21 protein-coding genes are annotated in these 18,419 nt (G+C 63.7%); 11 read left to right on the top strand and 10 right to left on the bottom strand.

Translation table 11 applies throughout. The features are described from left to right. The 4 genes from hemW to rph are packed head-to-tail and all read right to left on the bottom strand — an operon-like array spanning window position 1 to window position 2,982. Entirely contained in the window at window positions 1-1,164 is a 1,164-nt protein-coding gene (gene hemW / locus NKI58_RS11875) for a radical SAM family heme chaperone HemW (protein ID WP_352702152.1), read from the bottom strand. Continuing rightward, entirely contained in the window at window positions 1,161-1,823 is a 663-nt protein-coding gene (gene rdgB, locus NKI58_RS11870; protein ID WP_352570199.1) for an RdgB/HAM1 family non-canonical purine NTP pyrophosphatase, read from the bottom strand. Before rdgB ends, hemW begins: the two co-directional genes overlap by 4 nt. After that, the gene (locus NKI58_RS11865; RefSeq protein ID WP_023678980.1) at window positions 1,823-2,233 is read right to left on the bottom strand and encodes a VOC family protein; all 411 of its coding nucleotides are present in this window, start codon (window positions 2,231-2,233) and stop codon (window positions 1,823-1,825) included. The genes rdgB and NKI58_RS11865 overlap by 1 nt, the downstream gene beginning before the upstream one ends. Before the next feature lie 32 nt (window positions 2,234-2,265). Beyond that, window positions 2,266-2,982, bottom strand: a complete 717-nt coding sequence (rph, locus tag NKI58_RS11860) for a ribonuclease PH (protein ID WP_352697382.1) — start codon at window positions 2,980-2,982, stop codon at window positions 2,266-2,268. A 146-nt stretch (window positions 2,983-3,128) separates the two neighbouring features. On the opposite strand from rph, the gene hrcA reads away from it, so the two are divergent. The 6 genes from hrcA (at window position 3,129) to NKI58_RS11830 (ending at window position 8,581) form a co-directional block, all read left to right on the top strand. Next, a complete protein-coding gene (gene hrcA / locus NKI58_RS11855) occupies window positions 3,129-4,241 on the top strand; it encodes a heat-inducible transcriptional repressor HrcA (protein ID WP_502897051.1) in 1,113 nt (370 codons plus the stop codon). A gap of 36 nt (window positions 4,242-4,277) precedes the next feature. Continuing rightward, complete coding sequence (locus NKI58_RS11850) at window positions 4,278-4,475, top strand: hypothetical protein (protein WP_023678983.1); 198 nt, start codon at window positions 4,278-4,280, stop codon at window positions 4,473-4,475. A 99-nt stretch (window positions 4,476-4,574) separates the two neighbouring features. Further along, a complete protein-coding gene (locus NKI58_RS11845) occupies window positions 4,575-5,930 on the top strand; it encodes a PQQ-dependent sugar dehydrogenase (protein ID WP_023678984.1) in 1,356 nt (451 codons plus the stop codon). A gap of 87 nt (window positions 5,931-6,017) precedes the next feature. Then, the gene (locus NKI58_RS11840) at window positions 6,018-6,635 is read left to right on the top strand and encodes a LysE family translocator (protein ID WP_352570203.1); all 618 of its coding nucleotides are present in this window, start codon (window positions 6,018-6,020) and stop codon (window positions 6,633-6,635) included. 166 nt (window positions 6,636-6,801) lie between these two features. Continuing rightward, complete coding sequence (gene cysK / locus NKI58_RS11835) at window positions 6,802-7,782, top strand: cysteine synthase A (protein ID WP_023678986.1); 981 nt, start codon at window positions 6,802-6,804, stop codon at window positions 7,780-7,782. A 175-nt stretch (window positions 7,783-7,957) separates the two neighbouring features. Beyond that, the gene (locus NKI58_RS11830) at window positions 7,958-8,581 is read left to right on the top strand and encodes a glutathione S-transferase family protein (RefSeq protein ID WP_352787859.1); all 624 of its coding nucleotides are present in this window, start codon (window positions 7,958-7,960) and stop codon (window positions 8,579-8,581) included. 15 nt (window positions 8,582-8,596) lie between these two features. Here the strand turns inward: NKI58_RS11830 and NKI58_RS11825 are convergent, their stop codons facing one another. Both NKI58_RS11825 and NKI58_RS11820 read right to left on the bottom strand, forming a co-directional pair. Continuing rightward, window positions 8,597-9,853, bottom strand: a complete 1,257-nt coding sequence (locus NKI58_RS11825; RefSeq protein WP_352787861.1) for an RNA polymerase sigma factor — start codon at window positions 9,851-9,853, stop codon at window positions 8,597-8,599. Continuing rightward, complete coding sequence (locus NKI58_RS11820; RefSeq protein WP_023718846.1) at window positions 9,853-10,206, bottom strand: YciI family protein; 354 nt, start codon at window positions 10,204-10,206, stop codon at window positions 9,853-9,855. The genes NKI58_RS11825 and NKI58_RS11820 overlap by 1 nt, the downstream gene beginning before the upstream one ends. A gap of 258 nt (window positions 10,207-10,464) precedes the next feature. Here NKI58_RS11820 and NKI58_RS11815 point away from each other — a divergent pair, with 258 nt between their 5' ends. The 3 genes from NKI58_RS11815 (at window position 10,465) to NKI58_RS11805 (ending at window position 14,062) form a co-directional block, all read left to right on the top strand. Then, window positions 10,465-11,424 (top strand): TAXI family TRAP transporter solute-binding subunit, encoded by a 960-nt coding sequence (locus NKI58_RS11815; RefSeq protein ID WP_352457892.1) that lies wholly within the window; start codon window positions 10,465-10,467, stop codon window positions 11,422-11,424. A 161-nt stretch (window positions 11,425-11,585) separates the two neighbouring features. Beyond that, window positions 11,586-13,682, top strand: coding sequence for a TRAP transporter permease (locus NKI58_RS11810; RefSeq protein ID WP_352755716.1), 2,097 nt, complete (start codon window positions 11,586-11,588; stop codon window positions 13,680-13,682). Then, window positions 13,679-14,062 (top strand): DUF1850 domain-containing protein, encoded by a 384-nt coding sequence (locus NKI58_RS11805; protein ID WP_352620838.1) that lies wholly within the window; start codon window positions 13,679-13,681, stop codon window positions 14,060-14,062. The genes NKI58_RS11810 and NKI58_RS11805 overlap by 4 nt, the downstream gene beginning before the upstream one ends. Here the strand turns inward: NKI58_RS11805 and NKI58_RS11800 are convergent. The 4 genes from NKI58_RS11800 to NKI58_RS11785 all read right to left on the bottom strand — a co-directional run bounded on the left by NKI58_RS11800 (window position 13,951) and on the right by NKI58_RS11785 (window position 16,534). Beyond that, window positions 13,951-15,546 carry a saccharopine dehydrogenase family protein gene (locus NKI58_RS11800; protein WP_352853222.1) on the bottom strand — a complete coding sequence of 532 codons (1,596 nt, stop codon included), beginning with the start codon at window positions 15,544-15,546 and terminating at the stop codon, window positions 13,951-13,953. The genes NKI58_RS11805 and NKI58_RS11800 overlap by 112 nt on opposite strands. After that, window positions 15,524-15,700, bottom strand: a complete 177-nt coding sequence (locus NKI58_RS11795) for a hypothetical protein (protein WP_352853220.1) — start codon at window positions 15,698-15,700, stop codon at window positions 15,524-15,526. The genes NKI58_RS11800 and NKI58_RS11795 overlap by 23 nt, the downstream gene beginning before the upstream one ends. 49 nt (window positions 15,701-15,749) lie before the next feature. Next, window positions 15,750-16,130 (bottom strand): thiol-disulfide oxidoreductase DCC family protein, encoded by a 381-nt coding sequence (locus tag NKI58_RS11790; RefSeq protein ID WP_245274773.1) that lies wholly within the window; start codon window positions 16,128-16,130, stop codon window positions 15,750-15,752. A gap of 257 nt (window positions 16,131-16,387) precedes the next feature. After that, a complete protein-coding gene (locus tag NKI58_RS11785; RefSeq protein WP_023678994.1) occupies window positions 16,388-16,534 on the bottom strand; it encodes a hypothetical protein in 147 nt (48 codons plus the stop codon). 407 nt (window positions 16,535-16,941) lie between these two features. Between NKI58_RS11785 and NKI58_RS11780 the strand changes: the two genes are divergently transcribed. Then, a complete protein-coding gene (locus NKI58_RS11780; RefSeq protein WP_352473615.1) occupies window positions 16,942-17,448 on the top strand; it encodes a YciE/YciF ferroxidase family protein in 507 nt (168 codons plus the stop codon). 119 nt (window positions 17,449-17,567) lie between these two features. Further along, window positions 17,568-18,419: a non-homologous end joining protein Ku gene (gene ku, locus NKI58_RS11775; protein ID WP_352619954.1), complete on the top strand. Its 852-nt coding sequence runs from the start codon at window positions 17,568-17,570 to the stop codon at window positions 18,417-18,419.

Below are 18,419 nucleotides of genomic sequence, written 5' to 3'. Positions count from 1 at the left end.
CTATCTGGCCAAATCCGCCACGACCGCATCGAGCACGATCATGCCGGCCGGCGTGGCGCGCAGGCGGGCATTGCCGATCGGCGCCACCAGGCCTTCGTCCTGCAGCACCGACAGCCGTGCCGTCGACAGGCCGCGCCCTGAAAATGCCTCGTAGCGGGAAAGGTCGATGCCTTCCGCCAGCCTCAGCCCCATCAGCAGGAACTCGTCGGCCTCTTCCGACCGCGTCAGGACCTCGCCGCCGGTAACGCCATGACCCTTGGCCTCGACCAGATTGGCCCAGGTCTCCGGCATTTTCTCGGCGATCGTCACCACGCGGCGGCCATTTTCGACGAACCGGCCATGCGCGCCGGGACCGACGCCGACATATTCGCCATAACGCCAATAGGTGAGATTGTGCCGGCTTTCGGCGCCGGGCCTGGCGTGGTTGGAAATCTCGTAGGCCGGCAGTCCGCGCGCGGTGGTGATCTCCTGTGTCAACGCGTAGAGATCGGCGGCAAGCTCATTGTCTGGAATGATGAATTTCCTTGCCGCATGCAGTGCATGGAACGGCGTGCCTTCCTCGATGGTCAGCTGATAGAGCGACAGATGGTCTGCGGCGTGGCCGATCGCCTGCTCGAGCTCCGCCTGCCACGCTTCCGGCGTCTGACCGGGCCGCGCGTAGATCAGGTCGAACGACAGCCGTGGGAATATCTCGCGCGCCAGGCCGATCGCATGCAGGGCCTCATCGACATTGTGCAAACGGCCGAGGAAGCGCAGATCCTTGTCGTTCAGTGCCTGCACGCCAAGCGACACCCGGTTGACGCCGGCCGCGCGATAGCCGCGAAAGCGCTCGGCCTCGACCGAGGAGGGATTGGCCTCCAGCGTCACCTCGATGCCATCAGGCACCGTCCAGTTCTTCGCCACTGCATCCAGCACCGCCGCCACGGTCTGCGGTTTCATCAGCGATGGCGTGCCGCCGCCAAGAAAGATACTGGTCACCTCGCGCGGCCCGGTGCGGCCGCGCATCGTCGCCAGCTCGGTCTCGAAGGCGCGGGCAAAACGCTCCTGGTCGACCGGCTGGTGGCGGACATGGCTGTTGAAGTCGCAATAGGGGCATTTGGCCGCGCAGAATGGCCAGTGGACATAGACGCCGAAACCGGGGCTGCGGTCGAGCAGCATGGTCATGCGCCGGCCAATCGGGCTTGCGCGAATTTCTGGAAGGCGCGGGCACGGTGCGACAATGCGGTTGGCTGGCCGGGCTTCCAGCCATGCTTTTCCTCCGCGCTCATCTCGCCGAAGGTCTTTTCGAACCCGTAGGGCAAGAACACCGGATCGTAGCCGAAGCCTAGCTCGCCGCGCGGCGGCCATACCAGCGTGCCCTCGACCTCACCGCGAAAATATTCCGCCTGGCCATCGGGGAAGGCCAGGCAGATGACCGCGACAAAGCGGCCCTTGCGCTGGGCAGGCGTGATCGCGCCAACTTCTTGCAAGGCCACTTCCGTGCGCTGCATGGCCATGCCGAAGTCGCGGGAGCCGTCCGGCGTCTCGGCCCAGTTGGCGGTGTAGACGCCGGGTGCGCCGTCGAGCGCATCGACACACAGGCCGGAATCGTCCGACAGCGCCGGCAATCCAGTGGCCTTGGCGGCAGCCAAGGCTTTTATGAGGGCGTTCTCCTCGAAAGTGGTGCCGGTCTCGTCCGGTTCCGGCAGGCCGTATTCCTTTGCGGACTTCGCTTCAATGCCGAATGGCGCCATCAGATCGGCGAATTCCCGCAATTTACCGGCGTTATGGCTGGCGACGACGATCTTATGCCCGTCAAGCGAATGAACAGTTGGCGAATGCATCAGATGCCCCAGATTCTTGGCTCGGCGAATTCGATCGAATTGCCCGACGGGTCGCGAATATAGATCGAGCGGCCGCCCTGCGGCCATTCGAACTCGCTTTCGATGGCAATTTTCTTCGCCTCAAGATGCGCTTTCCAGCGTGGGATTTCATCCGCGCTTGCGGCGAAGCAAAGATGGCCCTGGCCGACCGCGCCATGCGGCGGTACTTTGAGCTTGGCGTCGGCCGGCGGCGGCACTTTGGTCGCCTCGGCATTGAACATAAGCAGCACGCTGTCGCCGCAGCGGAAGAAGAGATGCCTGCCATCGACCTTGCCGAGCAGATCGAGCCCGAGCACGCCCGAATAGAACCGTTCCGCGGCAGCAAGGTCCGTCACGTAGAGTGCTGATTCCAGGATTGCAGAAGGGGTCACAGGATCGCCAATCTCATCAATATTGACCGCAGCTAAGCCACCGCCATTTGCTGCAAGCTGACCAGGCGCTGAATACCTTTCTTGGCGAGCCCCATCAGCGCCGCGAACTGCTCTTCCGAGAACGGCTCGCCCTCGGCCGTGCCTTGGATCTCGACGATGCCGCCCTTGCCGGTCATGACGAAATTGGCGTCGGTACTGGCCGAGGAATCCTCGATATAGTCGAGGTCGATGACCGGCTGGCCATCATGGATGCCGCAGGAGATCGCCGCAACGTGATCCTTCAGCACCTTGCCCAGGCTCGCCATCTGGCGGGTTTCCATCCAGCGCAGGCAGTCGTAGAGCGCCACCCAGCCGCCGGTGATCGAAGCGGTGCGCGTGCCGCCGTCGGCCTGGATCACGTCGCAGTCGACGGTGATCTGCTGCTCGCCGAGCGCCTGCAGATCGACCACGGCGCGCAGGGAGCGGCCGATCAGCCGCTGGATTTCCAGCGTGCGGCCGCCTTGTTTGCCGGCCGAAGCCTCGCGGCGCATGCGCTCGCCGGTCGAACGCGGCAGCATGCCGTATTCCGCCGTCACCCAGCCCTTGCCGGAGTTGCGCATCCAGCCCGGCACCTTTTCCTCCAGGCTGGCCGTACACAGCACATGCGTGTCGCCGAACTTCACCAGGCACGAGCCTTCCGCATGCTTGGAGACGCCGCGCTCGAAGGAGATGGGGCGCATTTCGTCGAATTGGCGTTTGGAAGGGCGCATTCAGGCTTCTTTCTTTCTTCGGAATCTTGGCCGGGGAATCTTGGCCGGCTTGTAGCCGCACGGGGCGTGAGGCGCAAAGGAAAATGGACCGGTTGCGCCGACACCGCGGAAGTCTATATCTTCGGGGCGGAGGTTTTTGGCTCGAAATGACAAAGGCAGTCGATCCCGGTTTGCAGTCGCACGTGCTCCCGTCGCACGCGCTGCAATCGCCCGCGCTTCAATCGCTCGACATGCGTTCGCGCGACATCTTCCGGCGCATCGTCGATTCCTATTTGAGGGATGGCGAGCCGGTCGGTTCGCGCAGCCTGTCGCGCATCCTGCCGTCGTCGCTGTCGCCGGCCACCATCCGCAACGTGATGAGCGACCTTGAGCATCTCGGCCTGATCTATGCGCCGCACATTTCGGCTGGCCGGTTGCCGACCCAGGCAGGCCTGCGCTTCTTCGTCGATGCTTTCATGGAACTTGGTGACCTCTCCGACGAGGAGCGCCGTACCATCGAGGCCCAGGTGCGCGCCTCCGGCTCGGGCGCGACGCTGGAGCATATGCTGACCGAGGCCAGCCAGATGCTGTCCGGCATGTCGCGCGGCGCCGGCCTCGTGCTCGCCGCCAAGAATGAGGTGGCGCTTAAGCACATCGAATTCATCCAGCTCGAGCCGACCAAGGCGCTGGCCGTGCTGGTCTCGCAGAACGGCGACGTCGAAAATCGCGTCATCGATCTGCCCGCCGGCATCACCATCTCGCAATTGCACGAAGCCTCCAACTTCCTCAACGCCCATATCCGCGGCCGCACCCTGGCCGAGGCGCGGGTCGAGATCGCCCGCATCAAGGAAGAGACCAGGGCAGCCCTCGACACGCTGTCGCACGATCTGGTCGAGAAGGGCCTGGCGGTCTGGGCAGGCGCTGAAAGCGGCGTGCCTGGGCGGCTTATCGTGCGCGGCCGCGCCAATCTCCTGGAAAACGTCACTGCCCAGGCCGACATAGAATTGCTGCGGCATCTGTTTGAGGATCTGGAGACGCAGGATGGGCTGATCCAGCTTCTCGACCTCGCCGAGGCAGGCCCAGGCGTGCGCATATTCATCGGTTCGGAAAACAAGCTGTTTTCGCTGTCTGGCTCCTCGCTGGTGGTGGCACCCTATCGCGACAAGGACGCGCGCGTCGTCGGTGCGCTCGGCGTCATCGGGCCGACGCGGCTGAATTATGCGCGCATAGTACCGATGGTCGACTATACCGCGCAGCTGATTTCGCGCATGCTGAGCTAGGAGCCGCCGCGGGCCTGCCGCAAGGAGGAGAAAAGAATGGCGCTGGAATCGTTCAAGGCCCAGATCAGTCTGCTGCTCGAAGAAATGATCAACCAGCCAGAGGATCAGCACGAGGTGCAAGAGCAGTTGCGCGAGAAGCTGCAAGAGATGCGGGCGATGGGTCTGCCGCTGCCGGCCGATCTGGTCGCGCTGGAAAAGCGCCTCGACGACGACTTTTACGCCTCTGGCAACTGAACGGGTTCGGCTTCAAATCCTCGTGTGCTGGACGGCCGCTTGGAACGATCAATACCTGATGCCGTTTGCCCTGTTCGAGGCGAATCCCGGAGGACGTTGATGATCCGATCTGGCGGCTTTGCGGCCGTTGCCGCTGCCCTCCTTGTTGCGACACCGGCAGCCGCCCAGCAGGCGGACCAGAATGTGCTCAAAGGCGAAGCCGCGTTTGGCGATTGGCACGCCGACAGGCCTGGCGTCCGACGCCTGATTGGGCCGCGAGACATGCCGGCAGCCGACCCCGCCCAATCCGCTTCGAACGGCGCCGGCGTGGCGGAACGGCCCGAACGCGCCAAGCCAGAATTGCCGTCGGGCTTTTCGGCTGAAATGATCGCATCCGGCATCGTCAATCCACGTGTCGTGCGCGTCGCTCCGAATGGCGACCTGTTTGTTGCCAACAGCCATGCCGACCAAATACGCGTCTATCGTCTCGCCGAGGGCAGCGCCAAGCCCATCGAGAAAGCGATCTTCGCCAAGGGGCTCAATTATCCCTACGGCATCGCCTTCTATCCGCCAGGAGACAAACCGCAATGGGTTTATGTCGCGAACAGCGACAGCATCGTCCGCTTCCCCTATCGCGATGGCGACCTGAAGACATCCGGCAAACCAGAAACCATTGTCGCCCAAATCCCGTCGGGTGGTCACACGACCCGCGACATCGCCTTCTCGCAGGACGGCAAAACGCTTTATTTGTCGGTTGGCTCCGCCTCGAACGTCGCCGAGGATATAGGTAAGGAGCCGGATAGCGGCCTCGACGCCTGGGCCAAATCAAAGCCGCTCGGGGCGGCCTGGGGCTCCGAGGACGGCCGTGCCGATGTGCTCGCCTTTGACCCGGATGGGAAAAATCCCCGAACTGTCGCCACCGGCCTGCGCAACTGTACGGGCATGACCGTGCAGCCCGCCACCGGCGCATTGTGGTGCGTCGTCAATGAGCGCGACGAACTCGGCGACAATGTGCCGTTCGAATTTGCAACAGCGGTCAAGGACGGCGGATTCTATGGTTGGCCTTGGTACTACATCGGCAATAACGAGGATCCGCGCCATCAGGGCGAGCGGCCAGACCTCGCCGGCAAGGCCACTGTCCCCGATGTATTGATGCAGGCGCATTCGGCGCCGATGAATATAGCCTTCTACGACGGCAAGAACTTCCCGGCGGATTATCAGGGTGACGCCTTCGTCGCCATGCATGGTTCGTGGAACCGTGGCGCCAGGACCGGCTACAAGGTGGTGAGGCTCAAATTCAGGGATGGCAAGCCGACAGGCGAATATGAGGACTTCATGACCGGCTTCGTCATCTCGAACGACGCCGTCTGGGGCCGACCGGTCGGTGTCGCGATGGCCAAGGACGGCTCGCTGATCGTCACCGAGGACGGCAACGGCACCATCTGGCGCATTACCTACGAAGACGGCCGCTCCTGAACGGCGGTGTCGCCTGCTGCGCTGGCGCAATCGAATTCGGCCCGAGGGAATTCACCCAACTTCAACATTGTGCGACAAGCGCCAATCATGACACTCACCGGGTTCCTCGCCTATAGCGCCGCCCTCGGCATCGCCGCAGCCATCCCCGGCCCAGGCGTCACCGCGCTTGTCGCGCGTGCGCTGGGTTCCGGCTTCCGCTCGTCGCTGGCCATGTCGTTCGGGCTGATGCTCGGCGACCTGACCTATTTGACTGCCGTGGTGCTCGGCCTGGCTTTCGTCGCACAGACTTTCGGCATGGTCTTCCTGGCCATCAAATGGCTGGGCGTCGCCTACCTCGCCTTTCTTGGCTGGCGTTTCTGGACGAGCGGCATCACGCCCGAGACGGTGGAGGCCAAGAAAGGCAAGGGCGGCTTGACATCCAGCTTTATAGCCGGCCTCGCCGTCACGCTCGGCAATCCGAAGACGATGATCTTCTATCTTGCCATCACCCCGACCATCGTCGATCTGAAGACGATCACGCTGGCCGATTACGGCATTCTTGTCGCGCTCACCATCGTCGTCCTGCTCGTCGTGCTGGTGCCCTATCTGGCGCTGGCGGCCAAGGCGCGCTGGTTCCTGAAGTCGCCGCGGGCGCTGAGGGCACTCAACCGCACCGCCGCCGGCTTCATGGTCGGTGCGGCGGCGGCAATTGCTGCCCGCCAATAAATCTCTTTCGCCAATCCGCCCAAGGATTGCCACGCCTTGCAAGGGCGGGGGTACTCAGCACGAACTTCACTCGGATATTTTTCGATCGACAGCCTATCTTGCGCGGCGGATGGCTCTATCCTAGGCCCCGCCCGACTCTTGCCGCTTGACCTCTGGGAGGAAATCAATGAACAAGCCCGCCACCCCCGCACACGTGCCCGGCCGCGGCCGCATCTACAATTCGATCACCGAGACGATCGGCGACACGCCGCTGGTGCGGCTTGATAAATTCGCCAGGGAGAAGGGCGTCGTCGCCAATCTGCTGGCCAAGCTCGAATTCTTCAACCCGATCGCCTCGGTCAAGGACCGCATCGGCGTGTCGATGATCGAGGCATTGGAGGCTTCGGGCAGGATTACGCCCGGCAAGACCACCCTGATCGAGCCGACCTCGGGCAATACCGGCATCGCGCTCGCCTTTGCCGCCGCTGCCAAGGGCTACAAGCTGATCCTGACCATGCCGGAAACCATGTCGGTCGAACGCCGCAAGATGCTGGCTCTGCTCGGTGCCGAACTGGTGCTGACCGAAGGGCCGAAAGGCATGAAGGGCGCCATCGCCAAGGCGGACGAGCTGGCGGCAACGCTGCCCGACGCTGTCATTCCGCAGCAATTCGAAAACCCGGCCAATCCGGAAATCCATCGCCGCACCACGGCCGAGGAAATCTGGAACGACACCCATGGCGAAGTCGATATCTTCGTTGCCGGCATCGGGACCGGCGGCACCATCACCGGCGTCGGCCAGGTGCTGAAGAAGCGTAAGCCCTCGGTGCATGTCGTCGCCGTCGAACCGGAAGCCTCGCCGGTGCTGTCGGGCGGCCAGCCAGGCCCGCACAAGATCCAGGGCATTGGCGCCGGCTTCGCGCCAAAAATCCTCGACACGACGATCTATGACGAAATCGTCAAGGTCTCGAACGAGGATTCGGTTGCCAATGCACGGCTCGTCGCTCGGCTCGAAGGTGTGCCGGTCGGCATCTCGTCGGGTGCCGCCCTGCAAGCGGCGATCGTCGTCGGCTCGCGGGCCGAGAACAAGGGCAAGAACCTCGTCGTCGTCATCCCCTCTTTCGCCGAGCGCTATCTCTCGACGATCCTGTTCGAGGGATTGGGCGCTTAGACACGAGCGTTTTTGACCGGTCAGTAGCGATCCTTCGCGATGCCCTCCGACATCAAATACTCTGTATCACGCGTCGGCGTGGACCGCTGAAAAACCACCTGTGGCGGGCGTCGTTCGCTTGAGCGGCGGGTCCCTTCCGTATCAAATCGTCGCTGCCCGGCAGGTGGAGGACTTCATGTACAAGCTCTATACGCGTGCCAATACCGGCGGCTTTGTCATCGAGGCGGCGCTCGCTTTGGCGGGCGTGCCTTTCGACCAGATCGACGTTCCGAAGGGCCGACCCGACCAGGCCTTTTTAGATATCAGCCCCTTGAACCAGGTGCCGGTCCTGATCTTGCCGGACGGACGCTCGATGACCGAATCGGCGGCGATCTGCATCCTGCTGGCCGAGCGCCACCCGGAAGCAGGACTGGCGCCCGCAGCAAGTTCGGCTGACCGTGCCGACTTCCTGCGCTGGATGTTTTTCATGTCCTCCGTCATCTATTCGGCTGACCTGCGGTTCTTCTACGCTCATCGCTACACGACCGATCCCCGCGGCGTGGACGCTGTCAAACGGGCGGCGGTCTCGGAAATGGATCGCAGCTTCGCCATTCTCGATGCCGCCCTCGCAGGCCAGGACTGGCTGGCCGGCGACCAACTCTCGCTGGCCGACATCTATCTCGTCATGTTGGTGGCCTGGCATCCGGAGGTCGCGAAGGTTCCAACCGCTTGGCCGAATATCGGACGCCTGTGGGCCAATTTGCGGGAACATCGAGTGATAAAGAGGCTGAATGCTTCCCACGACATGTGGCCGGCCTAAGCACTCCGCCTTGTCTCAGTGTCTTTCCGCGTGGCCGAGCCATGCCCGTCGTTCCTGCAGGAACCGGCGCACGGCCGGATCGCGTTCGAGGCCGATAGCCCGGTCATAGGCCTCGCTCGCTTGCGGAACTTTGCCGAGTCTGGCCAGCAGGCCCGCGCGGGCGGCCCAGTAAGGTTGATAGTCATACAGGCGCTTGTCGCCGCTGAGTTGATCAAGCGCGCCCAATCCTTCTGAAGCACCTTCGGCCTCGGCAATCGCCACCGCACGGTTGATCGACACCACCGGCGAGCCGGCAATCACCGACAGCGCGTCGTAGAGCTCCTTGATCGCGACCCAGTCGGTACAACCGGTCAGCCGCCGTGTCGTATGGGCGGATTGCACGGCGGCCTCGAGCTGGTAGCGGCCGACAACACCCTCGGCGGCCGCGCGCCCGAGCAGCGCCTCCGCTTCATCGATCAGGGTGTCGTCCCACAATGCAAGATCCTGCTCGGCCAGCGGCACATAGTCACCCGCCGCATTGCGCCGGGCTGCACGCCGCGCCTCGGCGAACAGCATCAGCGCCAGCAGGCCGAGTGCTTCCGGCTCATCCGGCATCAGCGAGGCGATCAGACGGCCGAGCCAGATGCCTTCGGTCGCGAGATTGCGGCGCCGCGTTTCGGTGCCGGCCGGGTCGGACCAACCTTCGGCAAACGCCGCGTAGATCGCTTCCAGAACGGTGCCCAGCCGCTCGCCGAGCTCGGCCCGCTCCGGCACGCGGAACGGAATGCCTGTCTCGCGAATTCGCGTCTTGGCGCGCACCAGGCGCTGGCTCATCGTGGCTGGCGAGACAAGAAAAGCCGAGGCGATGGTCGCTGCGTCGAAGCCCAGGACCGTCTGCAGGATCAGCGGTGCTCGCACGCCGGCCTCAATCGCGGGATGGGCGCAGGCAAACATGAGCCTGAGCCGCTCGTCCGGCAGGTCTTCCTCGGCCATGCGCGCCTCCATCTCCTCGGCGATGAGTCTGAGGTGGTCGCGGCCCGCCTCGCGTGTCAGCCGCCGTCTGACCGCGTCGACGCGGCGCTTGCGTGCCACCGCCAGCAGCCAGGCTTCCGGCTTGTCGGGCACGCCCGCCTGTGGCCAACGCTCGAGCGCCGCTGCAAAGGCATCGGCCAATGCGTCCTCTGCAGCGGCCACGTCGCGCGTGCGTGCGGCGAGATAGGCGACCAGCTTGCCGTAGCTTTGCCGGGCGGCCGCTGCCGCCGCCGCCCGCGCAGTATCGGGCAATTCCGGCATCACATGGTGAGTTCCCAGATCGGCCGCACCTCTACCGTGCCGGTGCTGGCGCCCGGGCAGCGCGCCGCCCAGGCAATGGCGGCGTCGACGTCCTCCGCTTCGATCATATAGAAGCCGGCAAGCTGCTCCTTGGTGTCGGCATAGGGGCCGTCGAGCACGTTGGTCTTGCCATTGGCCATCCGCACCGAGGTAGCGGATTGCGTCGGCTTCAGCCGGTCGCCGGCGAGCCAGGCGCCGGATTTCTTCAACGCTTCGGTGTAGGCGACGTACGCGCTCGACATCTGTGTCACCGCATCTGCTGGCGCGGCTGCCATCCCCGCTTCGTTTCCATAGATCAAAAGCATGTATCGCATGGTCTTCTCCCGTTTCTCGAAGGCCGCATCGTTGCGAGCCGGACTTATGTCGCGCGGCCCTGCCGGATTTCGACAAGCGCTGGAAAAATCTTTCTGCCGCGATACGACCTCGCGCAAGCGCCAACGTGTTGCGGCACTGCTTAGCCGTTCGTCTAATCGCTGCTATTGCGGGTTGGCATTTCCCGCCCGCTGTCTAAACTCGCTTCGCTTCATGCCGCCGAGGAGGGAACGGCGACGAATTTTCAGGGAGGAAATCGCATGCTCAATTTCAGGACGAAATTTGTTGCAGCCGGCGTGCTGGCGCTGTCGCTTGGCCTTGGCGCGGTATCGGTCAAGGCACAGGAATTCATCAACGTGCTGACCGGCGGCACTTCCGGCGTCTACTATCCGCTCGGCGTCGCGCTGTCGGAAATCTACGGCAAGGGCATCGAAGGCGCGCGCACCCAGGTGCAGGCGACGAAAGCGTCGGTCGAAAACCTCAACCTGCTGCAGCAGGGCAAGGGCGAGATCGCCTTTGCGCTCGGCGATTCCGTGAAGCTGGCCGCCGAAGGCAATACCGAAGCAGGCTTCCCAGGCAAGCTCGACAAGCTGCGCGGCATTGCCGCCATCTATCCCAATTACATCCAGATCGTCGCCAGCAAGGAATCCGGCATCAAGACGCTCGCCGATCTCAAGGGCAAGAGCCTTTCGGTCGGCGCGCCGGCCTCAGGCACCGAGCTCAACGCCCGCACGATATTTGCCGCTGCCGGGCTGAAATACGAAGACCTCGGGCGGATCGAATATCTGCCCTTCGCCGAATCGGTGGAGCTGATCAAGAACCGCCAGCTCGACGCCACGCTGCAGTCGGCTGGCCTTGGGGTCGCGTCGATCCGTGACCTCGCCACCTCAGTGCCGGTAAACATCGTTGCCGTGCCGGCGGAGGACGTCGCCAAGATCGGCTCGCCCTACCTTTCCGTGGTCATCCCCAAGGGCACCTACGAGGGCCAGACCGAGGATGTTGCGACCGCCGCCGTCGGCAATTTCCTGATCACCAGCGCCGATGTCTCCGACGAGACCGCCTACCAGATGACGAAACTGCTGTTCGAGCATCTCGACCAGCTCACCGCTGCCCACGCCGCCGCCAAGGCGATCGACCCGGCCAAGGCGCTCGACGGCATGCCGGTGCCGCTGCATCCAGGCGCCGAGAGGTATTACAAGGAAAAGGGATTGGTGAAGTAAGGAGCCATCCCTCCCCCTTGAGGAGAAGGTGAACAGCTGCCGAAGGCGAATGGACGGGTGGGGTCGGTTGCGGCCGCGCACTGCCGCACCGACCCCACCCGCCTCGCTTCGCTCGGCACCCTCCCCTCGAGGAGGGGACCGCCCCGCCAGGAACCCCGCTAATGACCGTAACCCCGACCGTTCTTTCCCCCACAGCGGAAGCTCCTGTCGAAGGATTGCCGCCTGGCTTCGGCGAAGGCATCGCCGGCAAGGCGGTTTTTTTTATCGCCATCGCCTTCTCCATCTTCCAAATCTACATCGCCGCCTATGGCAGCCTGCCGAGCCAGGTCATACGCGCCATGCATGTCGGCTTCCTGCTGCTGCTCGGCTTTGCCCTAATCGCCAATCTGCGCGCCAAAAGCGTCCCGGCGAAAGCAGTGTTCTGGGCGCTCGGCCTGCTTGGTTTCGCTACCGGTCTGTACAATTGGGTGTTCTATGCCGACCTCATCCGCCGCTCCGGCTTTCTCACCACGCCTGACCTGATCGTCGGCGCGGTGCTGGTCGTGCTGGTCTTCGAGGCGGCGCGGCGGTTAATGGGGCTGCCGCTCGCCGTCATTGCCTTCATCTTTCTCGCCTACGCATTTGCCGGCAATCATCTGCCGCCGCCGTTCATCCATCGCGGTTATGATTTCGCCCAGCTCGTCGACACCTTCGCCTATGGCACCGAAGGCATCTACGGCACGCCGATCTATGTCTCGGCCGCCTACATCTTCATCTTCGTCGTTTTCGCCGCCTTTCTTGAGCGCGCCGGCATGATCGCGCTGTTCAACGATTTTGCGCTTGGCCTGGTCGGCTCATGGCGCGGCGGCCCGGCGCAAGTCTGCGTGCTGTCCTCGGCGCTGATGGGCACCATTTCCGGCTCCGGCGTCGCCAATGTGGTGGCCAGCGGCCAGTTCACCATCCCGCTGATGAAGCGCTTCGGTTTCCGCTCGGCTTTCGCCGGCGCCGTCGAGGCGACCTCGTCGATGGGCGGCCAGATCATGCCGCCGGTGATGGGAGCGGTTGCCTTTATCATGGCCGAGACCCTGAACATCCCCTATGCTGCGGTGGTCAAGGCGGCGATCATTCCGGCGCTGCTCTATTTCGGCGCCTGTTTCTGGCAGGTGCACCTGGAAGCCGGCAAGGCCGGCCTGCACGGCATGGCCAAGGCTGACCTGCCCAATCCGTGGGATGCGGTGAGACAACATTGGCCGCTGGTACTGCCTCTCGCAGCACTGATCTACCTGCTGTTTGCCGGCTACACACCGGTGTTCGCCGGCACCATGGGCCTGGCGTTGACCATTGTGCTTATCCTCGGCACGCCGCTGGCAGCATCGATCGGGCCGCTCGCCTTCCGCATCGTCTTCTGGCTGGCGCTCGGGCTTGCCGCGGCTTCCTTCATGAAATTCGGCGTCAACATCCTCAGCCTGGTCATCGCCGTGCTGGTCGCCGCCTGCCTCACCTTCAAGGGCGGGCGCGAGACGCTGCGCATATGCGTGGATTCCCTTGCCGAAGGAGCAAAGAACGCGCTGCCGGTCGGCATTGCCTGCGCCATTGTCGGCATCGTCATCGGCACGTTGACGCTTACCGGCATCGCCTCGACCTTCATCGGCTGGATCATCTCGATCGGCGAGAACAATCTGTTCCTGTCGCTGCTTTTGACCATGCTCACCTGCCTGGTGCTCGGCATGGGCATACCGACCATTCCCAACTACATCATCACTTCGTCGCTGGCCGGGCCAGCGCTGCTGTCGCTCGGCGTGCCGTTGGTGGTCAGCCATATGTTCGTCTTCTATTTCGGCATCATGGCCGATCTCACCCCGCCTGTGGCGCTGGCCGCCTTCGCCGCCGCGCCCATGGCCAAGGAAAGCGGCCTCAAGATCGGCATCCAGGCCACCAAGCTTGCCATTGCCGGCTTCGTTGTGCCGTTCATGGCGGTCTATACCCCGGCGCTGATGCTGCAGGACCCCGGCCCGATCGCCGCCCAGTTCGGCTATCCCGTCGAGGTCGCCTATATCGTCATCAAAGCCTGCATGGGTATCGTCCTGTGGGGCGCCGCGGCCGTCGGATTTCTCGCCCGGCGCATGGCCTGGTGGGAACGCCTCGTCGCCTTCGCCGCCGGCGTGCTGCTGGTTGCGGCGCTGCCGCTCACCGACGAGGCGGGCTGGGCGCTGTCCCTTGCCTGGATCGGCTGGCACTGCTGGCGCGCGCGGCAGGCTTCGCTGGCTAATTCAGCATGAGCCTCTGCATCGTCGCGGCCGGCAAGACGGTGACGCTCGCGGTTGCTGCCTTCACGCTCTCCTGGGTGCATTCGGTGGAGAAGACCCAGTGGCAGGAAGACTGGAAGGTGCTGCCGTCCGGCCTGCAGCTGGTCGAGGCCCGCATCAAGGGATCGGGCGCCGGGATGGAGCCGCCGCAAGGCTCGGTGCTGAGAAACGGCTGGTGGGTCTATGCGCCCAACGTCAGGCCACAGCGGCGCCTCGCGCTCGCCGCCTCGGGCGCCACGGGTCAGGGCTGGACGCTGTGCACGGCGCAGGACTGTCGCGAACTGGCCAAGCTGGCAGGCGGCACGATCTCGCTGGAGCCGTGCGGGCCGGAGGGCTCCAGCCAGCCGCGGTAGCGGGCGATCATGCCGGCAAGCGGATGCGAGATCTCGACATGGAAGCGGAAGCGGCCATCCTTCACCGTTTCGTAGGAAGTCGAGCGTGGACCGAGCCACATCGGAAGCGGCAGGCCAAAAAAACTCCAGCGGCGCAACACCAGCGCCAGCCGGCCGTCTTCGGCAACCAGCGCCATCGCGAAGGTCAGCGGGCCGAAGCGTTCGCACAGCAAGCGCTGCGATCGACCCCGGCCTGCGGACTGTAGGCTCGAAAAACTGTGCTTGCCGAATGTCCGGGTCCAGGTCTCGCTGTCCTTGTCGGTGTCGAAGCGGACATGAACCGGGATGTCCTCGCTTGCCCCGGGGAAGCCGACCGTCCAGGCCATTAGCCGGCCAAGAACATTGCGCCCGCGTTCGACGCGCGCGCGGCCTGCGGCCGTGATCGTACGGTCATGCATTGACCGAATTGCCTCGGGAAGGCCTTGCCAGGCGGCACCGAGCAGCTCGGCATAAAGCGGCTTGTCCTCGTCCGCCGCCCCGTTCCTGAAGCCGGTGTAGATTGTCCGCCCGGCGAACAGGGCTTCATAATCCCGGAGCTCCAAATCGCGCACCCCCGCCCGTGCGCCCGGCGCGGGCTGATGTCCGGCCAGCGCTTTGCGGGCCAGTGCTTCGACCGCCATCGACGGGATCAGCGGCCCGTCATTGCCCTCGGCCAAGAGATGCCACGAGCGCTTGACGATGGCGCCCGCCCGGTCCGATCCCTCCACCTCGACGAACATGCCGCCGCGATGCTCGCCCCAGCGCAGCCGGTTCGTTGCCTGATGCATCAGCGGCGCCAGTGACGAAAGCGAACCGATCAATCCGGCGCGCACCAGCCAGGCGAGGCCGATCAGGGCGCGGTGCAGCACCTCGGGTACCGGCCCGGCTCCCATCCAGATGGTCCTCGCCTCCGGCCAAAGCGCGGCCAAGGCGCGCAGGTCCGGAACGTCGACCAGAGAAAACAGCGCGTTTCGAAGCGGCAGCCGGCCCGGCGGCGCGATAGTGTAGCGCAGCTGCTCGGTAAACGGACGGCCTTGTTCGGGACGGCCATTGCGAACAAGCCGCACCGGCCGACCGGCATAACCGGCGATAGCCCGGATGACGTTCCCGCCGACGCCGGCAAAGGGCGAAGGCGCGATGCCGCCGCGAATGCCGTCGACCCGCGTCAGGTCCGAAGACAGGCGACGCACCACCGCCGCCGTCAGCACCGGAAAGCTCGAGACGCCGGACAGCACGAAGACGCCGGCGTTTCGCGCCGCCTCGTCGAACGCAGAGACACCGGCGACGAAATCCGAGCCGTCGGCTAGATCGAGATAGTTGATGCGCCGGGCGATGCAGGCCTCGATCAGGCGATAGCGTCCCTCGCCATAGGCCTGGAACGGACCGCTCGCGTCGACTACAATATCAGGCTCAAATGCAGCGAGTTGCGCGACGAGATCGCCGTCACAGTCGAACAGTGCCGGCACCAGCTGGGCTGCTGTCGGGGCGCTTCTTGCAATACGCGTCAGCCTTGGCGAGCGAGCGCCCGGCGACAAAGAGGATCAGATGCGGCTCGCCCTCCAAAAGCTCGACGGTGCGACCGCCAAAGGTGCCATAGCCGCCGACGACAAGAACCTTCATCCGCAGTTCCCCCAAAATGCCCCGCCCGCTCCCGGCCACGGCAACGAACCTAGCCGATCAATCTTGCCCTCACCTCGGCGGAAGGGATTTCGCAATTGTCCTTCTTGCCGAACAGGGCGTAGCGGTTCTTTGCGATGCGGTCGTAGAGCCAGTCGCGAAGCGGGCGCGGCAACAGCAGCAGGATCCGCGCCGCCCGCCACGGCCAGCCGAGTTCGGCCATGACGGCAACGAAACTGTCCAGGCGGGTGAAAGCCGCGCCGTCGACGATGACGAGATTGGTCTCGTAGCGATCCGTCCGCAGCCCGTATTTCTTGAACAGCATCTCGCCGAAGGGCGACTGCGCCGTTACGAAATGGAAGCGGCCCTTGCGGTCGAGCTTCACCACCATGCGCACAAAGCCCGAGCACAACACGCAAATACCGTCGAACACGATCAACGGGCGACTTGATTCGAATTCTGGCGGCTCAGGAGAATGGTTCGGCTTGACGATCACGTGACGCCCGGCAGCTGGTGTCAGGCGACACTAGGCCTGCCGGCGGCTGGATCAAAGCCCGGAATGCTAGAGGCCTGGTGTTGTCGCACGCCGTCTGTCGGTCAGCGCAGGGCGCTCGGCGCGATAGGTCGTTGACCGATTGTCGGCGTCGGGCCGGCAGATACGGCTGTCGTGACGGCTCTCCATGCTCATCATCAGCGCACGCTGATCCCAAGCGTGTTGCCACGGCGCGCGCAGGCGGGGCCTGGGCCGCGCATATAATAGCGCTCAGGCCGATAGGTCGGCGCGACGAATTCGCGGATGGCGGCGGCATAGCCGGCGATTTGATTCCAAAAGCTCATTTTACTCGGTCCCTGTCCCGTTTCGGATGTCCCTTCCGAATTGCGGGGATCATAGCGTCCAGGCGTGAATAGTCGGTGAACGCGATGTTAATCTCTGGTCGAAAATGCCTTTGTTCATGGCTGGAATGCGGCTGATTCGCGGTGTTTCCATGCAGTCCGTCGGCATTTCGTCCAGTGTGACTTTTGCATCACATATGTTTCGCCTGAATGTCGCAGAGGCGCGGTTTTGTTTCAGGTTTTGCCGGACCGCGAAATTTCCGTGCACGCGGCCGGAAAACCAGGAACCGGCCCGTCAGCCGCACGTTGATTTCCCAGTGCCGGGACGAACCGGCTCCGCAGGCTGTGGTGCTCGGGTGGGCCGCAGCCAAAAAATCCGAAACTGCAAGAGCAATGGAAAGGCAAAGGCCATGGGTTTCTTTTCGAAGGATATCAAAACCCTCGACGACCTCTTCGTGCACACGCTGCGCGACATCTATTACGCTGAAAAACAGATCGAGAAATCGCTGCCGAAGATGATCGACAAGGCGAGTGATCCGCAGCTGAAAGCGGGCTTTGAGAAACATCTCGCTCAGACCAAGGGTCATATCCAGCGTGTCGAGCAGGTGTTCGAACTGCACGGCGTGAAGGCCAAGCAGGTCGACTGCCCGGCCATCGACGGCATTCTCGAAGAAGCCGACGACGTCAGCGGCGACATCGCCGACAAGGAGGTCCTCGACGCTGCGCTGATCGCCTCCGCCCAGGCGGTCGAGCATTATGAGATGACCCGTTACGGCACCCTGATTGCTTGGGCCAAGCAACTGGGCCGCAGCGACTGCGCCAATGTGTTGGCCAACAACCTCAAGGAGGAGCAGGCAACCGACCGCAAGCTTACCGAAATAGCGGAAAGCAAGGTCAACCTGCAAGCCGCCGAGTAGGGCAGTGAGCGAGAACAAGGCAAGGCTGGGTTGAAAGCTCGGACTTGCCTTTTGCGCCGCCGGAACCGGAACGGACTTTGCCCGTTCTCGGTTGAACATTGTCGCGCAGGGAGTTTGTCATGGCGCCGCGCCCGGCCTGGAGAGGGTATCTCAAGCTTTCGCTGGTCACTTGCGCCGTCGAACTGACCAATGTCGTCACCCAGGCCGAGAAAGTCTCGTTCCGCGTGCTCAACCGCAAGACCGGCAATACCGTCAAGCGCGTCTATGTCGATTCGGCAAGCGGCAAGCCGCTCGATGAAGGCGACGAGATCAAGGGCTACGAGATCGGCGACGGCGACTTCGTCCAAATCGAGGAGGAGGAGATCGAAGCCGTGCAGATCGAATCCTCGCATACGATGAGCCTCGATGGTTTCATCGAAAAATCCTCGATCCAGCAGATCTATCTCGATGCGCCCTATTATGTGACGCCTGCGGACGAGGTCTCGGAAGAGGCCTTCGCCGTCATCCGCGACGCCATGGCCGCCAAGAAGACGGCGGGGCTAGCCCGCATTGTGCTCTATCGCCGCGAACGCCCGGTGGTCATTGAGCCGTTGGGCAAGGGTCTGCTGCTGACGACCCTGCGCTATGGCGATACGGTTCGCAGGCCCGAGATGGTGTTCGGCGACATCAAGCCGGTGAAGACCGACGCCGAGATGATCAGGCTGGCCGAACACATTGTCGATGAGAAACAGGCGAAGTTCGATCCTTCCGAATTCGAGGACAAATACGAAAACGCCCTGATCGAGCTGGTCCGCGCCAAGAAGGCCGGCAAGAAGGCACCGAAGACCAAGGCGGAACCACGGCCCTCCAACGTCGTCAACCTCTTCGATGCGCTGAAGAAGAGCCTTTCGTCGGAAGCCGGTGCGCCGGCAAAGACCGGACGCCCGGCAAAAGGCGCCAAGTCCAAAGCCGCCCGGCGCAAATCTGCTTAG

It is taken from the genome of Mesorhizobium sp. M0522, assembly GCF_040321085.1.
Classification (GTDB): Bacteria; Pseudomonadota; Alphaproteobacteria; order Rhizobiales; family Rhizobiaceae; genus Mesorhizobium.
This window is presented reverse-complemented; position numbering and strand designations above follow the sequence as displayed.